Consider the following 12679-nt stretch of genomic DNA (forward strand, 5'->3'; position numbering starts at 1 on the left):
CTTCTTAGTTTGATCCTGACGTCATCTTTTTGTAAACCCAATTCCCGAACCAACGAGCGGAAAGGTTAAAGAGCAAGACGGCAATAATCAGAACAGCAGCCGCGCCATCTGCGACATCACGTGCATCCGGTGTCAGTCCCTCGCTGTTTACCTTCCAAATATGAACGGCCAGGGTCTCGGCAGGACGGAACGGATTCAGAGGTGATGTTGTACTGTTCATCGAGAAGTCGGTGAAATCCAGATTCGGTGAAGACATCCCTGCTGTAAACAGCAAGGCAGCCGCTTCCCCAAATACACGGCCAGAAGCCAGAATGGCCCCCGTAAGGATACCTGGGAGTGCTGCTGGAAGGATGACAGACACGATGGTACGCCATTTGGTAATACCAAGCGCGAGACTCGCTTCCTTTTGACTGCGTGGTACGTTGCGCAGTGCATCCTCTGTTACACGAACCAAGAGCGGCAGGTTAAATACCGTCAGCGCAAGTGCTCCACCAAACAGGGTATAGCCCCAGCCTGTCATATTTACGAACACGAGCAATCCAAACAAACCAACTACGATAGACGGAAGGGAAGACAAAACTTCTATACTCATGCGGATAAACTGTGTAATCTTGTTATCCGGCGCATATTCAGCCATATAAATGCCTGCTCCGATCCCGAGCGGCAACGCGATCAGCATAGTCAGGACCAGCAAGTACAACGAGTTGAAAAGCTGTGGTCCAATCCCGCCACCCGCATTGACAATATCCGGCGGAGAGGTTAAAAAGTCGAGATTCAGCTTATGCCAGCCTTGTGAGAGAATGAAGCCCAATAATCCCACCAAGGTACCGATAATCAGTACGGCAATCAGTGTCAAAACAACAGTAGCAGCGCGGTCCATCAGTCTCGCTTTCATCTATTTTGCCAACCTCTTTCTGCCCAACAGGCGCAAAATCACGATAAAGATGAAAGACATCGCCAAGAGCAGCAAAGCCATTGACCAGAGAGCATTGTTATACGGAGTTCCTTGAATCGTGTTCCCCATGTTCAATGTAATACCGCTAGTAAGCGTACTGATTGGTTCGAACAAACCGCTTGGCAGCTTCGTTGTGTTACCGATAACCATCTGCACAGCCAAAGCTTCTCCAAAAGCGCGAGACATTCCCAAAACAATGGCCGTCAAACAGCCAGGAAGTGCGGAATGCAACACGACATTCCAAATCGTTTGCCAGCGAGTAGCACCCAGTGCGAGCGAAGCATTGCGCAAATCTTGCGGAACTGCCTCAATAGCATCTGCTGCCACACTCGTAATGGTTGGCAAAATCATCAGGGCAAGAACAAGTCCCCCTGCCAATAAGCTGAAGCCAAGCACATCAAATTGTTCGCGAATAAAGGGAACAAGTAAAGTTAGTCCAACATAACCGTAAACGACCGATGGAATACCAACCAACAGCTCGATAACCGGCTTCAATACTTTTTTCCCGAAGCCAGGAAAGATCTCTGTCATAAAAATAGCGGCGCCGATTCCGAGTGGCGCGGCAATCAAAGCAGCCAGTGCCGTTACGAAAAACGAACCGAGGATAAAGGGCAACACACCATACGAGGATGGCTCGCCTTCTGGGTCCCATTTAACATGGGTTAAAAATTCTTTGAAGCTTACTCCATCGACAAAGAACGTCGACAGCCCTTTTGAAGCAATAAAATAGGTGATCGATAAAACTACAATAACGAGCAAACCCGCACAAATCATCGCGATGGTTTTGCCGGTAATATTCTCTGTTTTTTGACGCTTGTTCGTTGTCAGCATTTTTTGCGCAATCATCGATTTACGCTCTGTATTTATCCCTTCAGTACGATGGCTCATGTTCTCCCTCCTGGAAAGAAAACGACTGTACGCAAGCAAAATGAGGGGAAGGCCCCCCTACCCCTCTATTTTGCTGTTGACGATAACGCTTATTTTTGAGTTACTTTGCCTTCTGCATCACGTTCCACTTTCATGTCTGTGATTGGCAAGAAGCCCAATTCTGTAACAGTTTTCTTTTGTACTTCGTCAGTCAGGATGAAGTCGAGGAATGCTTTTGCATCGCCAGTTGCTTCACCTTTGGTGTACATATGCTCGTACGCCCATACTGGATATTTGTTCGTTGTAATGTTTTCTGCGTTTGCTTCCACGCCATCCAATTTCAGAGCTTTTACAGTGTCATTGAAGTAGGACAGTGCCAAGTAACCAATTGCACCTGGTGTTTCTGCAATGATTTTGCGAACAGTACCGGAGGAATCCTCTGTGATACCTTCTGCTTCTTCTTTGCCATCCAAAGCGAATTTGCTGAATGTCGCGCGAGTTCCGGAAGATTTCGGACGGTTAACCAGCGTGATCTTCATATCATCGCCGCCAACTTCTTTCCAGTTCGTGATTTTTCCAGTGAAGATGTCGATCAATTGTTGCTTGGACAAGTTGTCCACTTTTACTTGTGGGCTTACCGCTGCTGCCATTCCGACAACCGATACTTTGTGGTCTACCAGTTCGTTTGCTGGAATGCCTTTTTTCTCTTCTGCAAAAATATCGGAGTTACCAATCGTTGCTGCACCACTTGCTACTTGGCTCAAGCCTGTGCCGCTTCCTCCGCCTTGTACTTGGATTTGTGCGCCTGCATTTTTTGCCATAAAGTCTTTGGCCGCTTGCTCGACCAGAGGTTGTAAAGCGGTAGAACCCACTGCTGTGACAGGTTCACCGGAAGTTTTTGTTGTCGAACCAGAGTTGCTTTGCTCCTGGGCTGGTTTTTGCGCCGGTGCTGGTGTCTGTGTCTGCGCAGTGTTGCCGCTTCCGCACCCCGCGAGTAATGCCCCTACACATGTCAGCGCAATAAACATTTTGCTGAGTTTTTTCATTGGATGAAAATCCTCCTTAAAAGGTTCGGTTTGTTTTTTTCTCTCTTACAAGTACAAACTATACAGCGGGAATGTTGTCGTATTATGTTGTGAATGTAAAGCTTTCTTAAAGATCCCGGGATTCCTGTTGTAAAACGGCGCAAACATGGGAATAATGTCCCTATTCTTTTGGTGGGGGTGTCCATGTGGAACGTCTGGCCTTGCTTTTTGTGATCATCGGAGCCCTGAACTGGGGGTTAATCGGGTTATTTCAATTCGATTTAGTCGCGAGCTTGTTTGGTGGAGCGGAATCTATCGTAAGTCGAATCGTGTATACGTTGGTAGGCTTGTTTGGGGTATATGCCATCAAGTTTCTATTCACGGAGCGGGAAGAAACTCGAACAACATGAAAAAACGATGACCGGCTGTTGAGGCGAGGAGGAAACAGGAGAAAACGCTCAGCTTCTTGTCCCACCCGCTGAGAGATTCACTGCCCGTCTCCATGAAAAAAGCGAAACCCGCGTCCAAAGTGGTCCATTCAAGAGGTGTCTCAGAGGTGGACGCTAAAAGCTTGTTTCTCTTTTTTCATTCCGCCTCGGTCGGTGTACCAAAGATCTTCGCTTATTTCTCCTGTTTCCTCTACGAGCTTTCCGTGCCATTCAAGGTTTTTAAAGCCTTAAAAGAATGAAGAATGTAATCAGTCACGACAGAGAAGAATATTTCCAGACGTAGCGACTTGTGGAGTCCTACCGAGCGGAGAAGCGATTAGCGGGCAAAAGAAACGCAACGTGCTAGAGCTACGAAGCGGCTACCACTTTTGCGTTTCCCCGCTAATCGCTTCGGAGCGGACAGTCAAAGCCCCCAGCAGGACGGAGCCTGGAGCCTAGACTGGAAATATTCTTCTCTCCACGACAGCCACGTAATTATAAAAAAAAGCAGCACATCCTGATGAACAGGGTGTGCCGCTTTATTGGTGATGATTAATTATCTCGTTTCAGTGGCTCGGAGAGATCTACGTGCCCCATCAGCGTTTCTACTTTCTTGCCATCCTCCAAGAAGACAATCTCCTTTACTTCCGAGAATTGAAAGAAAGTATTCTTCAACGCATCCAAAGCCATTGTCTCGCCACTCGAACCCATGTTGAACTTATTTTTGCTATCTGCATCAATCGTCAGGGTGCCTTTATCGATTGTAATGGAATGGTACTTAAAGTCTCTCCACAGTGGAACGTGCACGTCTGGCTTTACAGGCGTCTCCAGCAGGGCAAGTGTCTTTTTGTACTTCTCGATATCTTCTGCAAACGTGATCTCTTGCTCTTCTTTTTGCAGCTCCATCACATTATTATCCGAATAGTAAACGGTGACCATTTGCTTTTTCAGAGTCGGCTCTGTTGTCGATGGATCAGTGTTTGAACCAGATGGCTGTTCTACTGGTGTGGTTGGCTGTGGTGTTTCTGTCGCGTTTTGCCCACATCCGGCCAAAAGCAGCATCACTAACGCTGCCATCCAGATCACTCGACTTTTTTTCATCGTGTAAAGCCCCCTTACTGATAAGACTCGTAGTATTCACGAATAGCCGCAACAATGGCTTTCGCGATTTTATCTTGGAATGCCGGATTCGTCAGCTGCGCGTTCTCCTGTGGATTGGAGAGGAAGCCGGTTTCGGTCAATACAGCAGGCATTTTCGTGTTTTTGATCACATAAAAGCCGCTCTTCTTGAAGCCACGATCCGGGAACTGCGTTGCCCCACGCAAATATTTATGTACCAATTGGGCAAAGTCTTTACTGTTTTCATTATAATAGAAAGTTTCTGTTCCTGCAGCCGTCGGTTTCTCGAATGCGTTGGCGTGAATAGACAAGAACAAGTCGGCATCTAACTCATTAGCAACTGCGACACGCTCTGACAGTTCATAAAACACATCTGTTGTGCGGACAGGAACGACTTGAAACTCTGGGTATTGCTTCAGCAAAGCCACAATCTTATTGGAGACAGCCAAGTTGTAATCTTTTTCATTGTTGCCAGCGGAGCCCTTCGTACCAGGGTCTTTTCCTCCATGACCGGCATCAACGACGATCAGGTAGCCTGTTTTCTTCGGTTTTGGCGCCAATTTTACTTCGATACCATCTTTCGTGTAAGCCAGCTCATACGTGCTCTTTTGGTTCAGCTCAATAACGACGCGAACCGTGTCAGGAGATGCACTGTATTGGCTGTAACGCAGGTTAGTGATGAGAGGTTCTTCTTTTGCTTGTTCAACCTGATTCAGTCCGTCAGAATCTGAATCTGTGCCTTGGTCTTCATCAGCAGCGGAGGCTGTTTCCTCGGATTCGCCTACGCTATCATTTTTTTCGTCTTGACGTTTTAGATCATCGATTAAATCATCATCCAATGCGGTTTGTGGGAGATCCAAGACGATCCGGTGTGGTCCTGTCATCACAAAGGACTGCGGAATGACAGGTATGGTCGTTTCAATACGAACACGGTCGCCGTTCTCAGATACACCTTTCAAAATATTGAGGCGATCAATCTCAACCTGATTATTTTTCTTGTCCCACGTAAATGACCCTCCAAGCTCGTCCTCCAATTGACGTAAAGGGAGGACCAACTGATCATCAATCGTCATCCCGCGCTCAGGTCTTTTCCACGTAAAGCCTTTTTGTCCCACTTGCTCAGCTACGGTCTGTGCGGACGCGTACATCGTGTCTTCCACTTGATACAACTTGATCGGCTGGGTTGGTACCTTGCCATTCAGCTTGACCTGCGGTGTTTCGTTCGCAATGACAGTACGCTTGCTGTTGTCCCACCCGACTGTAACACCAAGTGACTCCCCGACAAAACGCAGTGGCAGCAGCATACGCTTTTGTGTAATAACAGGCGGCGTATCGAGCTTCACTTGTTTGCCGTTCAACACTGCTGTACGGGAGTCAAGCGTAAGGGAGAGCTGCTGTGTGCCTTTGGTAATGACAGCTGTTCGAGTAGCCTCATTCCAATCCACATTTGCACCTAGCCCTTCGGCGATGACACGAACGGGTACCAACGTACGCCCATTCTTGATGACTGGCGGCACTTCAGCATTTACTGCTTGTCCACCAATCACGAGATTGACAGCTTCCTCTGAAGCACTGCTTGCTGCAACCGCCCAACCGGGGATTAGCAGCAGGACCAGCAACGCAAAAAGCAGAGGGTAAAATCGTCTCTTCATCCTGACCTCCTCCGTGATGTCTGTATTCTTCGTTATGTGGCGTCAGCCAATGTGCAACGTTCACCATTCTATTAGACGCTAGATGATCTGTAAAGTTTATAGTCTTTTGGTACCAAAATGAAAAGACCGCCTCCGCAAGCCCCGCGAGACAGTCTTTGTAACTGAGCATTTGTTACCGAAAAAATCCCCTTCTCTCTTGCCTACTTACTTGTTGAACCGGTTTTTTTATCATATTCAAGCCCCCGTTAGCAAGAAATTGCTGGATCAGCGATATCACAGCTGGATTCGACAGTACCTTAATGGAATCGGCTACCTTGGGGTTTTTCAATTGGGGAATAGCGTCGCCTAGATGCGGTAAAAGCGGCAGTAAATCTTCGATAGAAATGGCAGGCTTTTGTGGTGGGGGTACAGCTTCCACTTGGGCGGTATTCCGTCGTCCTCCAAACAGCAGACTTCGCCGTTCTCCTGTACCTTTTGGAGGTGCCTGTTTGAGACGCCCCAGTGTATTTTTCATATCCTGTAGCTCCTGTCGCACCTGACTCATTTCTTTCATCATTTGGGCATTGTTTGCATGCTGCGCATCCGCAAGTTTGTTGATCGATTCTAGCAAAGGGTTCTTGGGGACAGCCTGCTTCTTTTTCGCTTTCATTTTCTCAACGATAATCCCACCTCCCTCCTCACTATCCCCCTTATCTAAAACGTTTTTTTATATTTTCCAAATCCTTTGCAGTGACACCTTTTTTCGAAAGCTTATTCAACAAACTTCCGACATTTTCTGTTTTCTGCATCTGACGAAACTGTGCAGCATAACTGTTAACCTCTTGCTCGGTCAATTTTTTCCCTGACTTTCTGGCCATTTCACGAATGACTTCCTTAATTCCCGCATCTGTCCTCAGCTTTTCCTTAGGAATGGATTTCACAATGTTGAGCAAAGACCCAATATCCATCAGTATCCCCCCTAATTGCAGTTAGTTCCTTTTTACTCTATGTAGCCAAGGACGTAATGGATTGGTCATTTGTCCATGAGACAGAAAAAAAGAAGAGGGCACGAAAATAGCCCTCTTCTCCTGCATTTTTATTTTTTGGTAAGATCCGCATATTTGAAATCAATAGCACCCAGACCATCGATTACGACATCCTTCAGATTTTCGTTTTGCACCCAAGAGTTCACGTAGAAGTAGATTGGCATGATTGGCATTTCATCCATCAGGATTTGCTCAGCCTCCAAGAGAATTGCTTTGCGCTTCTCTGGGTCTTGCTCCAGAGCGGATTGGTTCAGGAGCTCCTTGTACTTTGGATTTTCCCAACGTGTATCGTTGTTTCCGCTGTCTTTTTCCTGGAACATTTCCAAGAAGTTGATGGGATCATTGAAGTCACCCAGCCAGCCTCCACGAGCGATTTGATAATTACCTTGGTGTACGTCATCTAAGTATACTTTCCACTCTGAATTTTTGAGCTTGATATCTACGCCGAGGTTTTTCTTCCATTGAGCCTGTATTTCTTTTGCGATCTTTTTATGACCTTCGGATGTGTTGTAGCTGAGTGTAATTGGAGGGAGTTTGGAGATACCCTCTTCTTTCATACCTTCTACCAGTAATTTCTTTGCCACTTCAAGATCATTGTCTTTGAAGTAACCGTCTTTGTTCAATGCCATACTCGGTGGTACATAGCCCGTTGCCGGTACTTGACCCGCTTGCAGGACATCGGCGGTGATACTTTCACGATTAATTGCATAGGCGAACGCCTTACGAATTTTTGCGTTGGTGAACGGTGCTTGCTCTGTATTAAAACGATAAAAGTAGGCACCGGCGATTGGCTGTGTCTTCAAGATGCCAGCTTCCCTCAAAACCGGAAGTGCGTCGAGTGGCAGCCCGGACATTGGAGCACCCGCCCAATCGATTTCGTCGTTATCAAACATGGCCAATTCCGTATTCTCATCCTCTATCATGGAGAATTCGATCTTATCCAATTTTACATTGGCTTTATCCCAATACTTCTCGTTTTTTACAACAGTCAGCTTGCTCTTGTGTTCCCATGTTTCCATTTTGAATGGCCCATTGCCAACAACCGTCTTTGCCTCGTCAGCCCATTTTCTGTTGCCTTCGACTACCTTCTTGTTGACCGGGTAGAATGTATTGAAAGCTACCAGCTCCGGGAAAAATGGTGTCGGGTTTGTCAGTTCCACTTCCAGCGTCTTATCGTCAATCGCCTTTACGCCAACGTCTCCCGCTTTACCGATCCCTTTGTTGAAGTCTTCTGCACCTGTCACAAAATACAACTGGTAGGCGTAGTTGGAAGCTGTCTTTGGATCGAGCACGCGCTTCCAAGCATATTCGAAGTCATATGCCGTTACTGGGTCGCCGTTGCTCCATTTTGCTTCACGAATCTTGAATGTATAAGTCTTCCCATCCTTAGAAACGGTATAGCTCTCTGCCGCCGCCGGGTGCACCTCTCCGTCTTTTCCGAGACGTGTCAGACCTTCGAATATAGCCGTGATGATCGTACCAGAGGTAGTATCCTCCGCAATTCCTGGGTCTGCTGTAGGCGGCTCCGATTGCAGATTCATCCTTAATACCTTCGGCTCAGCCGCTTGGACAGCGCCTTCGTACCCTGTCATCATTCCGCCCAAAACGAGGGCCGAACTCAATACCATAAAAACACTCTTCTTCATCATATACCCTCCAATAAACTCTGATAGAATCTTCCAAAAATAGTATACAATAAAAAGGTAATATTTGGGTATTAAATAGATAAAAAAAGAAGAGAGGCGAGTATTGCACCTCTCTTCTTTTACATGCACAGCTATTATTTCTTTTCTACGAAATCTGCGTATTTGTAGTCTACAGCACCCAGACCATCGATGATAACATCTTGTACTCTGTCGTCCTTAACCCAAGATTGCGTATAGTAGTAGATTGGCATGATCGGCATTTCATCCATCAGGATTTGTTCAGCCTGAGCCAGGATTGCTTTACGTTTTTCTGGGTCTTGCTCCAGAGCGGATTGGTTCAGGAGTTCTTTGTACTTCGGATTTTCCCAACGAGTATCGTTGTTTCCGCCGTCTTTTTCCTTGAACATTTCCAAGAAGTTGATTGGATCGTTGAAGTCACCCAACCAGCCTGCACGAGCCACTTGGTATTTACCTTGGTGTACATCATCCAGGTATACTTTCCACTCTTTGTTCTCGAGCTTCACGTCTACGCCGAGGTTTTTCTTCCATTGGTCTTGGATTGCCTCAGCAATCTTTTTGTGACCTTCGGAAGTGTTGAAGGAAAGAGTAAGTGCCGGGAATTTGGTGAGGCCCTCTTCTTTCATACCTTCCTCGAGCATTTTCTTCGCTGCTTCGATGTCGTTATCCTTGTAGAAGCCGTCTTTGGTCAGCGCCATGCTTGGTGGTACATAGCCTGTTGCAGGCAATTGACCAGCTTGCAGGATGTTGTCGATCAGGCTTTGACGATCGATTGCGTACGTAAAAGCTTTACGGATTTTTGCATTGTTAAACGGTGGTTTTTCTGTGTTGAAACGGTAGAAGTAAGTACCCGCGATTGGCTGTGTTGTCATTTTGCCGGAATCTTTCAAAGCCGGAATCGCGTCAGTTGGTAGTGCAGAGGTTGGAGATCCCGCCCAGTGCAGTTCACCGTTTTCAAACATGGACAGCTCTGTATTCTCATCTTCTACCATGGAGAATTCGATTTTGTCCAATTTTACGTTGTCTTTATCCCAATAGTTATCGTTTTTGGAAACGACGAGCTTGCTCTTGTGCTCCCAAGAATCCATTTTGAATGGACCGTTACCAACAACTGTTTTCGCATCGGTAGCCCATTTCTCGTTGCTATCCACTACTTTTGGATTAACTGGGAAGTATGTTTTGAATGCAACCAGCTCCAGGAAGAATGGAGTTGGGTTCGCCAATTCTACTTCGAGTGTTTTATCGTCAATTGCTTTTACGCCAACGTCTTCTACTTTACCTTTGCCCTTGTTGTAGGCTTCTGCGCCCTTCACATAGTACAGTTGGTATGCATAGTTGGAAGCTGTTTTTGGATTAAGAGCGCGTTTCCAAGCATATTCGAAATCTTTTGCGGATACTGGATCGCCATTGCTCCATTTGTTATCACGAATTTTGAATGTATATTTTTTACCGTCTTCAGAAACAGTGTAGCTCTCTGCTGCTGCCGGATTGTATTTACCGTCTTTACCAACGCGAGTCAGACCTTCGAAGGTAGCGGTGATGATGGTGCTGGAAGTTGTATCTTCCGCGATACCTGGGTCAGCTGTTGGTGGCTCGGAGTGCAGGTTCAGTTTCAGTACTTTAGAGCCAGCTGGTGCAGAATTTTCTGTCTTTGCTCCGGAAGCGTTGCTATCTGCCGGTGCCGCCTGGTTTCCGCCACCGCATCCTGCGAGTGCCGCGCCAAGAACGAGGATAGAACTCATTGCCACGAAAACATTCTTTTTCATACAAGTAATCCCCCTTTTCTAAATCTTTTATCAATATACATGGTTTTATATATTTTTTAAATATGTTTTAGAATGATTTAATAAATTTTTATTTATTTATAAAGAGAATTAATGAATTATAAAACATATTGATCGGTAAATAAAATTTCCAGAACATCCCTCTTTCGATATTTCTAAGAAAAACCGCATAAAATCAAGCTTTTTCAGAGTTGAAGATTCACCGCTCATTTATTTATATATTTTTCTGTTCACCCAATTTTATCCACTATCAGTAAAATGACAATAGTAATTCAATTTATAATTTTATAATTTCTAATCTCACCTTTCATCCTCTGCTCCATTGTTCTCTCTTAAAATGGTTTACAAAAAAAAGAAGAGTGCCGTAGCACCCTTCTTTTATTACAACAAGCTATGCGCTTTTTCTTATTGAATGTCTGCCCATTTCCAGTCTGCGAAACCGAGACCGTCGAGTACTACACCTTTTACTTTGTCTTTTTTCACATAAGAATGTGTGTAGTAGTAGATTGGAGCTGCTGGCATTTCGTCCATGAAAATAGCTTCTGCTTGTGCCAGGATTTGTTTGCGTTTTTCTGGGTCCTTTTCCAGAGCAGATTGGTTCAGCAGCTCTTTGTACTTCGGATTTTCCCATTTCGTGTCGTTGTTGCCACCATCTTTGTCCTTGAACAGGTCCAAGAACGTGTATGGATCGTTGTAGTCACCAGTCCAGCTGGAACGTGCGATTTGGAATTTACCTTGGTTCACATCTTCCAAGAATACTTTCCATTCCTTGTTCTCCAGCTTAATGTCTACGCCGAGAGCTTTTTTCCATTGGTCTTGGATAGCTTCAGCAATTTTCTTGTGACCTTCAGACGTGTTGAAGGAAAGAGTCAGCGTAGGCATTTTGGTAATGCCTTCTTCTTTCATACCTTCTTCCAGCATCTTTTTCGCTGCTTCTACATCGCCGTCTTTGAAGTAAGGGCTTGTTGCCACTGCCATTGTTGGCGGGATCAGACCCATAGCTGGCTCTTGGTTTGCTTGCGTGATGTTGTCGATGATCGATTTACGATCGATAGCATAAGCAAACGCCTTACGGATTTTCGCGTTGTTGAACGGCGGAACTTCCGTATTGAATTTGTACAAGTACGTACCCGCGATCGGGCGTGTTTGCATTTGACCGGATTCTTTCAATGCAGGAATCGCATCGGTAGGAAGTGAGCTCAGAGGCGCTCCGGACCAATCCAAATCGTCATTGTCGAACATGGACAGCTCTGTATTTGCATCTTCAACCATGGAGAAGTTGAGCTTGTCGAGTTTTACAGCGTCTTTATCCCAGTAGGTATCGCTCTTCACGAGAACCAATTTGCTCTTATGTTCCCATGTTTCCATTTTGAATGGACCGTTACCCACGTGAGTTTTTGCTTCGCCTGCCCATTTATCGCTGCCTTCTACTACTTTTTGGTTAACTGGGTAGTACGTATAGAACGCAGTCAGCTCCAAGAAGAATGGTGTTGGGTTCTTCAAAGTCACGACGAGTGTTTTATCGTCTTTTGCTTTTACGCCAACATCATCAGCTTTTGCTTTACCCTTGTTGTATTCTTCTGCATTTTTCAGGTAATACAATTGGTAGGAGTAGTTAGCTGCTGTCTTCGGATTGAGCGCTCGCTTCCAAGCGTATTCAAAATCCTTTGCAGTAACTGGCTCACCATTGCTCCATTTGCTGTCACGCAGGGTGAATGTATAAGTAAGGCCATCTTCGGATACGTCAATTTTTTCTGCTACAGATGGATGTGGTTTGCCATCTTCGCCAATACGAGTGAGACCATCAAATGTTGCACGCAGAACCGCACTGGAAGTAGAATCCTCAGCCAATGCAGGGTCAGCAGTTGGTGGCTCGGACATCATGTTCATTCTCAATTCTTTAGGACCGCTTGTTTGCTCCTTAGAAGCACTGCCTTGCTCGCCTGCTTTCTCACCACCGCCGCCACAACCAGCCAGCGCCGCACTAAGAACCAGGATAGAACTCATTGCTGCAAAAACGCTTTTTTTCATGGTGTTGACCCCCTCTTTTTCTATCGGTAAAGATTCCTTGAAAGCTACTCCACAAATATACTGCATTTTTAGTAATATTGAAGACATTTTAAGTAAAATTAATTATGTTTTATTCAAACATCAAATTCT

At 45.7% G+C, this 12679-nt stretch carries 11 protein-coding genes; 1 reads left to right on the top strand and 10 read right to left on the bottom strand.

Annotated elements, in window-relative coordinates; translation table 11 throughout:
• Positions 1–4: 4 nt before the first annotated feature.
• From pstA to HPY31_RS24195, 3 genes are all read right to left on the bottom strand, one after another.
• Positions 5–895, bottom strand: coding sequence for a phosphate ABC transporter permease PstA (gene pstA, locus HPY31_RS24185; protein WP_012684223.1), 891 nt, complete (start codon positions 893–895; stop codon positions 5–7).
• Positions 896–1843 carry a phosphate ABC transporter permease subunit PstC gene (gene pstC, locus HPY31_RS24190; protein WP_016740802.1) on the bottom strand — a complete coding sequence of 316 codons (948 nt, stop codon included), beginning with the start codon at positions 1841–1843 and terminating at the stop codon, positions 896–898.
• Positions 1844–1932: 89 nt separating this feature from the next.
• Complete coding sequence (locus HPY31_RS24195; protein WP_172142768.1) at positions 1933–2868, bottom strand: phosphate ABC transporter substrate-binding protein; 936 nt, start codon at positions 2866–2868, stop codon at positions 1933–1935.
• Positions 2869–3053: 185 nt separating this feature from the next.
• Here HPY31_RS24195 and HPY31_RS24200 point away from each other — a divergent pair, with 185 nt between their 5' ends.
• Complete coding sequence (locus tag HPY31_RS24200; protein WP_172142769.1) at positions 3054–3257, top strand: DUF378 domain-containing protein; 204 nt, start codon at positions 3054–3056, stop codon at positions 3255–3257.
• A 570-nt stretch (positions 3258–3827) separates the two neighbouring features.
• Here the strand turns inward: HPY31_RS24200 and HPY31_RS24205 are convergent.
• From HPY31_RS24205 to HPY31_RS24235, 7 genes are all read right to left on the bottom strand, one after another.
• Positions 3828–4376 carry a GerMN domain-containing protein gene (locus HPY31_RS24205; RefSeq protein WP_012684219.1) on the bottom strand — a complete coding sequence of 183 codons (549 nt, stop codon included), beginning with the start codon at positions 4374–4376 and terminating at the stop codon, positions 3828–3830.
• Between the two features lie 14 nt (positions 4377–4390).
• A complete protein-coding gene (locus HPY31_RS24210; protein ID WP_172142770.1) occupies positions 4391–6046 on the bottom strand; it encodes an N-acetylmuramoyl-L-alanine amidase family protein in 1656 nt (551 codons plus the stop codon).
• Positions 6047–6218: 172 nt separating this feature from the next.
• Entirely contained in the window at positions 6219–6695 is a 477-nt protein-coding gene (locus HPY31_RS24215) for a hypothetical protein (RefSeq protein WP_050763813.1), read from the bottom strand.
• 40 nt (positions 6696–6735) lie between these two features.
• On the bottom strand, positions 6736–6993 hold the full coding sequence (locus HPY31_RS24220) for a hypothetical protein (RefSeq protein WP_007721136.1): 258 nt from the start codon (positions 6991–6993) through the stop codon (positions 6736–6738).
• 128 nt (positions 6994–7121) lie between these two features.
• A complete protein-coding gene (locus tag HPY31_RS24225; RefSeq protein ID WP_172142864.1) occupies positions 7122–8717 on the bottom strand; it encodes a peptide ABC transporter substrate-binding protein in 1596 nt (531 codons plus the stop codon).
• 134 nt (positions 8718–8851) lie between these two features.
• Complete coding sequence (locus tag HPY31_RS24230; protein ID WP_172142771.1) at positions 8852–10501, bottom strand: peptide ABC transporter substrate-binding protein; 1650 nt, start codon at positions 10499–10501, stop codon at positions 8852–8854.
• Positions 10502–10924: 423 nt separating this feature from the next.
• Positions 10925–12550: a peptide ABC transporter substrate-binding protein gene (locus tag HPY31_RS24235; RefSeq protein ID WP_172142772.1), complete on the bottom strand. Its 1626-nt coding sequence runs from the start codon at positions 12548–12550 to the stop codon at positions 10925–10927.
• Positions 12551–12679: the final 129 nt, after the last annotated feature.

It is taken from the genome of Brevibacillus sp. HB1.3 (assembly GCF_013186635.1).
Classification (GTDB): Bacteria; Bacillota; Bacilli; order Brevibacillales; family Brevibacillaceae; genus Brevibacillus; species Brevibacillus brevis_D.

What these genes read in the sequence shown, in the direction of transcription:
- pstA (WP_012684223.1), bottom strand. Translation starts at nt 895, where the DNA reads ATGAAAGCGAGACTGATGGACCGCGCTGCTACTGTTGTTTTGACACTG.
- pstC (WP_016740802.1), bottom strand. Translation starts at nt 1,843, where the DNA reads ATGAGCCATCGTACTGAAGGGATAAATACAGAGCGTAAATCGATGATT.
- HPY31_RS24195 (WP_172142768.1), bottom strand. Translation starts at nt 2,868, where the DNA reads ATGAAAAAACTCAGCAAAATGTTTATTGCGCTGACATGTGTAGGGGCA.
- HPY31_RS24205 (WP_012684219.1), bottom strand. Translation starts at nt 4,376, where the DNA reads ATGAAAAAAAGTCGAGTGATCTGGATGGCAGCGTTAGTGATGCTGCTT.
- HPY31_RS24210 (WP_172142770.1), bottom strand. Translation starts at nt 6,046, where the DNA reads ATGAAGAGACGATTTTACCCTCTGCTTTTTGCGTTGCTGGTCCTGCTG.
- HPY31_RS24215 (WP_050763813.1), bottom strand. Translation starts at nt 6,695, where the DNA reads ATGAAAGCGAAAAAGAAGCAGGCTGTCCCCAAGAACCCTTTGCTAGAA.
- HPY31_RS24220 (WP_007721136.1), bottom strand. Translation starts at nt 6,993, where the DNA reads ATGGATATTGGGTCTTTGCTCAACATTGTGAAATCCATTCCTAAGGAA.
- HPY31_RS24225 (WP_172142864.1), bottom strand. Translation starts at nt 8,717, where the DNA reads ATGAAGAAGAGTGTTTTTATGGTATTGAGTTCGGCCCTCGTTTTGGGC.
- HPY31_RS24230 (WP_172142771.1), bottom strand. Translation starts at nt 10,501, where the DNA reads ATGAAAAAGAATGTTTTCGTGGCAATGAGTTCTATCCTCGTTCTTGGC.
- HPY31_RS24235 (WP_172142772.1), bottom strand. Translation starts at nt 12,550, where the DNA reads ATGAAAAAAAGCGTTTTTGCAGCAATGAGTTCTATCCTGGTTCTTAGT.